The 4,263-nt window shown below is 71.6% G+C and carries 5 protein-coding genes and 1 pseudogene; 5 read left to right on the top strand and 1 reads right to left on the bottom strand.

Features of this window, described 5'->3' with window-relative positions:
* The 5 genes and pseudogenes from ACZ45Q_RS33970 to obgE form a co-directional block, all read left to right on the top strand.
* Positions 1–160, top strand: a pseudogene (locus ACZ45Q_RS33970) (phosphocholine cytidylyltransferase family protein); the annotation flags it as partial.
* Entirely contained in the window at positions 148–1,218 is a 1,071-nt protein-coding gene (locus ACZ45Q_RS33965) for an iron-containing alcohol dehydrogenase family protein (RefSeq protein ID WP_468269045.1), read from the top strand. The pseudogene ACZ45Q_RS33970 and the gene ACZ45Q_RS33965, both read left to right, overlap by 13 nt.
* A gap of 220 nt (positions 1,219–1,438) precedes the next feature.
* Positions 1,439–1,759 carry a 50S ribosomal protein L21 gene (rplU, locus tag ACZ45Q_RS33960; RefSeq protein WP_004001309.1) on the top strand — a complete coding sequence of 107 codons (321 nt, stop codon included), beginning with the start codon at positions 1,439–1,441 and terminating at the stop codon, positions 1,757–1,759.
* Positions 1,760–1,773: 14 nt separating this feature from the next.
* On the top strand, positions 1,774–2,028 hold the full coding sequence (rpmA, locus tag ACZ45Q_RS33955; RefSeq protein WP_006132816.1) for a 50S ribosomal protein L27: 255 nt from the start codon (positions 1,774–1,776) through the stop codon (positions 2,026–2,028).
* Between the two features lie 128 nt (positions 2,029–2,156).
* Positions 2,157–3,593 carry a GTPase ObgE gene (obgE, locus tag ACZ45Q_RS33950; protein ID WP_468269041.1) on the top strand — a complete coding sequence of 479 codons (1,437 nt, stop codon included), beginning with the start codon at positions 2,157–2,159 and terminating at the stop codon, positions 3,591–3,593.
* Positions 3,594–3,693: 100 nt separating this feature from the next.
* Here obgE and ACZ45Q_RS33945 read toward each other — a convergent pair.
* A partial coding sequence (locus ACZ45Q_RS33945; protein WP_468269038.1) for a UTP--glucose-1-phosphate uridylyltransferase occupies positions 3,694–4,263 on the bottom strand: 570 nt, incomplete at its 5' end.

Genomic DNA, 4,263 nt, shown 5'->3' with positions numbered 1-4,263 from the left:
CTTCGAGCGCGACCCGCAGCTGTACTACGAGGACGGCTACCAGGAGCTGGTCGACCGGGGCTTCAAGGTCGACGTGGCCCCGATCGGCGACGTCAGCTGGGTCGAGATCGACAACCACGACGACCTCGCCAGGGGACGGGAGATCGCGTGCCGGTACTGACCAGGCTCATCCCCTCGCCGGTCGTCGTCGACATCCGCCCCGGGGCCCTGGACGACCTGGCCGGCGTCCTGGTGGACCAGCGCATATCCCCGTCGGGCAACCTCGCCGTCGCCGTCAGCGGCGGCTCCGGTGCCCGGCTGCGCGAGCGGCTGGCGCCGGCCCTGCCCGGCGCCGACTGGTTCGAGGTCGGCGGGGGCACGATCGACGACGCCGTCCGGCTGGCCGACGAGATGAAGCGCGGCCACTACGACGCGGTCGTCGGGCTCGGCGGCGGCAAGGTCATCGACTGCGCGAAGTACTCGGCCGCCCGCATCGGGCTGCCCATGGTCGCGGTGGCCACCAACCTCTCCCACGACGGCATCTGCTCCCCGGTGTCGATCCTGGACAACGACGCGGGCCGCGGTTCGTACGGCGTGCCGACGCCCATCGCGATCGTGGTCGACCTGTCGGTGATCCGCGAGGCGCCCATCCGGTTCGTCCGCTCCGGGATCGGCGACGCCCTGTCCAACATCTCCGCGGTCGCGGACTGGGAGCTGGCCAACCAGGTCAACGGCGAGAAGATCGACGGCCTCGCCGCCGCGATGGCCCGCCAGGCCGGCGAGGCCGTGCTGCGCCACCCGGGCGGCTGCGGCGACGACGGGTTCCTGACCGTGCTGGCCGAGGGCCTGGTGCTGTCGGGCATCGCCATGTCGATCGCGGGCCACACCCGGCCCTCGTCCGGCGCCTGCCACGAGATCAGCCACGCGCTGGACCTGCTCTATCCCGGGCGGGCGGCGAGCCACGGCGAGCAGGTGGGCATCGGCGCGGCCTTCGCCACGCATCTGCGCGGCGAGCCGGAGGCCTCCCGGATGATGGCCGCGGCGCTGCGCCGGCACGGGCTGCCGGTCGTGGCCCGGGAGATCGGGTTCGACGACGAGGAGTTCGTCCGGGCCGTGGAGTTCGCCCCGCAGACCCGGCCGGGCCGGTACACGATCCTGGAGCACCTCGGCCTGTCGCCGGACGGGATCGCCGCCGCGTACGCCGAGTACGTCGCCGGTGTGGCGTCCGCCATGGACTGAGCCGTTCCCGGGCCCCGCGCCAGGCCTGCGCGGGGTCCGGTTTGACCCCGCGCGGCGGCCCCCGTAACCTTGACCGTCGGCGTGTCCATAGACCCGCCACATCCCCGTAAACCTCTTCCTCCCGGCCGCGCGTCGTGACCGGGAGAGGCCGTCCGTGTTCGGCGCGGGACGGCTGGCCTGCGGGGGTGCCGTTTCTTCGAGCGTAGAGAGTGAGTTCCGCGTGTACGCGATCGTGCGCAGCGGTGGTCGCCAGCACAAGGTTGCTGTCGGCGACATCGTCGAGGTTGACAAGATTTCCACCGCCAAGGTCGGCGACACGGTCGAGCTCTCGACCCTGCTCGTCGTCGACGGCGACTCCGTGACCAGCGACCCGTGGGTGCTGGCCGGCATCAAGGTCCAGGCCGAGGTCGTGGACCACCACAAGGGCCAGAAGATCGACATTCTGCGCTACAAGAACAAGACCGGCTACCGCCGTCGTCAGGGCCACCGCCAGCAGTACACGGCGATCAAGGTCACTGAGATCCCCACGGCTGCGAAGTAAGGGACTGAAGAGACATGGCACACAAGAAGGGCGCATCGTCCACCCGGAACGGTCGCGACTCCAACGCCCAGCGGCTCGGCGTGAAGCGCTTCGGCGGTCAGGTCGTCAACGCGGGTGAGATCCTGGTCCGCCAGCGTGGCACCCACTTCCACCCGGGCGCCGGCGTCGGCCGTGGCGGCGACGACACGCTGTTCGCGCTTCAGGCCGGTTCGGTGCAGTTCGGCACCAGCCGTGGCCGCAAGGTCGTGAACATCGTTCCGGTCGCCTGACCGGACGCATCGTTTCGCGAGGCGGACCTCACTTCCCTCCCGGGAAGGCGGGTCCGCCTTTCGCGTGTTAAGACCCCTTGTAAAGACAAACAACACCTGCTTACGCACGTCTCTGGAGGCACCCCACCATGACCACCTTCGTGGACCGCGTCGAACTGCATGTCGCCGCGGGTAACGGAGGCCACGGCTGTGCCTCCGTACACCGGGAGAAGTTCAAGCCGCTCGGCGGACCGGACGGCGGCAACGGCGGCCGTGGCGGCGATGTCATCCTCACCGTCGACCAGTCGGTGACGACGCTGCTGGACTACCACCACTCCCCGCACCGCAAGGCCACCAACGGCAAGCCCGGCGAGGGCGGCAACCGCTCCGGCAAGGACGGCCAGGACCTGGTCCTGCCGGTGCCGGACGGCACCGTCGTCCTCGACAAGGCGGGCAACGTCCTCGCCGACCTGGTCGGCCACGGCACCTCGTTCGTGGCCGCGCAGGGCGGCCGGGGTGGGCTCGGCAACGCGGCGCTGGCCTCCGCCCGGCGCAAGGCGCCCGGGTTCGCGCTGCTCGGGGAGCCGGGGGACCTCAGGGACGTCGTCCTGGAGCTGAAGACGGTCGCCGACGTCGCGCTGGTCGGCTACCCGAGCGCCGGCAAGTCGTCGCTGATCTCGGTGCTGTCGGCGGCCAAGCCGAAGATCGCCGACTACCCCTTCACCACGCTCGTGCCGAACCTGGGCGTGGTCACGGCGGGCTCCACGGTCTACACCATCGCCGACGTGCCCGGCCTCATCCCCGGCGCCAGCCAGGGCAAGGGCCTCGGCCTGGAGTTCCTGCGCCACGTCGAGCGGTGCAGCGTGCTCGTGCACGTCCTGGACACCGCCACCCTGGAGTCCGACCGCGACCCCGTCTCCGACCTCGACGTCATCGAGGAGGAGCTGCGCCAGTACGGCGGCCTGGACAACCGTCCGCGCATCGTCGTGCTGAACAAGATCGACGTGCCCGACGGCCGGGACCTCGCCGAGATGGTCCGGCCCGATCTCGAGGCGCGCGGCTACCGGGTCTTCGAGGTGTCCGCGGTGGCCCACATCGGGCTGAAGGAGCTGTCGTTCGCCCTCGCCGACCTGGTGGCCGGCGCGCGTGCCGCCAGGCCGAAGGAGGAGTCCACGCGCATCGTCATCCGGCCCAAGGCCGTGGACGACGCCGGCTTCACCGTCACGCGCGAGGACGAGAGCCTGTTCCGGGTGCGCGGCGAGAAGCCCGAACGCTGGGTGCGCCAGACCGACTTCAACAACGACGAGGCCGTCGGCTACCTCGCGGACCGGCTCAACCGCCTCGGCGTCGAGGAGGAGCTGCTGAAGGCCGGCGCCCGTGCCGGGGACGGCGTGGCCATCGGCCCCGAGGACAACGCCGTCGTCTTCGACTGGGAGCCGTCCGTCACCGCCGGCGCGGAGATGCTCGGCCGCCGCGGTGAGGACCACCGCTTCGAGGGCACCCGCCCGGCCGCCCAGCGCCGCCGGGACCGGCAGGCCGAGCGGGACGAGGCGGAGCAGGAGTACGAGGGCTTCGAGCCGTTCTGAGCGGCCCAGGGGCCCGGAACGACCGCACCCCGCCGTCACGGCCTCCCCGCACCGATGCGGGAGGAGTGAGGGCGGGGTGCGGTCGTCGTTCCGGCGCGCGTCAGGCCCGCGCGTCCGCCGTTTCCGTCAGTTCCCGCCCCACGTAGTCGCGCAGCCACCCCCGGAAGTCCGGGCCCAGGTCCTCACGTTCGCACGCGAGGCGGACGATGGCGCGCAGGTAGTCGCCGCGGTCGCCGGTGTCGTAGCGGCGGCCCTTGAAGACCACTCCGTGCACCGGACCGCCGGCCTTTCCCGCGGCGGTAGCCGCTGATGAATGCGTCTCGGCGAGCTGCTGGAGGGCGTCGGTGAGCTGGATCTCGCCGCCGCGGCCGGGCTCGGTGGTGCGCAGTATGTCGAAGACGTGCGGGTCCAGGACGTAGCGGCCGATGACGGCGTAGTGGGAGGGGGCGTCGGCCGGGTCGGGCTTCTCCACCAGGCCGGTGACCTTGACGACGTCGCCGTCAGCGGTGGGCTCCACCGCGGCACAGCCGTAGAGGTGGATCTGCTCGGGCGCGACCTCCATCAGCGCCACCACACTGCCGCCGTACTGCGCCTGGACCTCGATCATGCGCTTGAGCAGCGGGTCGCGCGGGTCGATCAGGTCGTCGCCGAGGAGGACCGCGAAGGGCTC

Source organism: Streptomyces sp. NPDC031049 (genome assembly GCF_055571015.1).
The sequence above is the reverse complement of the archived record's forward strand: the minus strand, read 5'-3'. Positions and strand labels throughout refer to the sequence as shown.

Bases quoted from the DNA above. Each gene is read 5' to 3' on its own strand.
- obgE (WP_468269041.1), top strand. From the start codon at position 2,157: ATGACCACCTTCGTGGACCGCGTCGAACTGCATGTCGCCGCGGGTAAC.
- rpmA (WP_006132816.1), top strand. From the start codon at position 1,774: ATGGCACACAAGAAGGGCGCATCGTCCACCCGGAACGGTCGCGACTCC.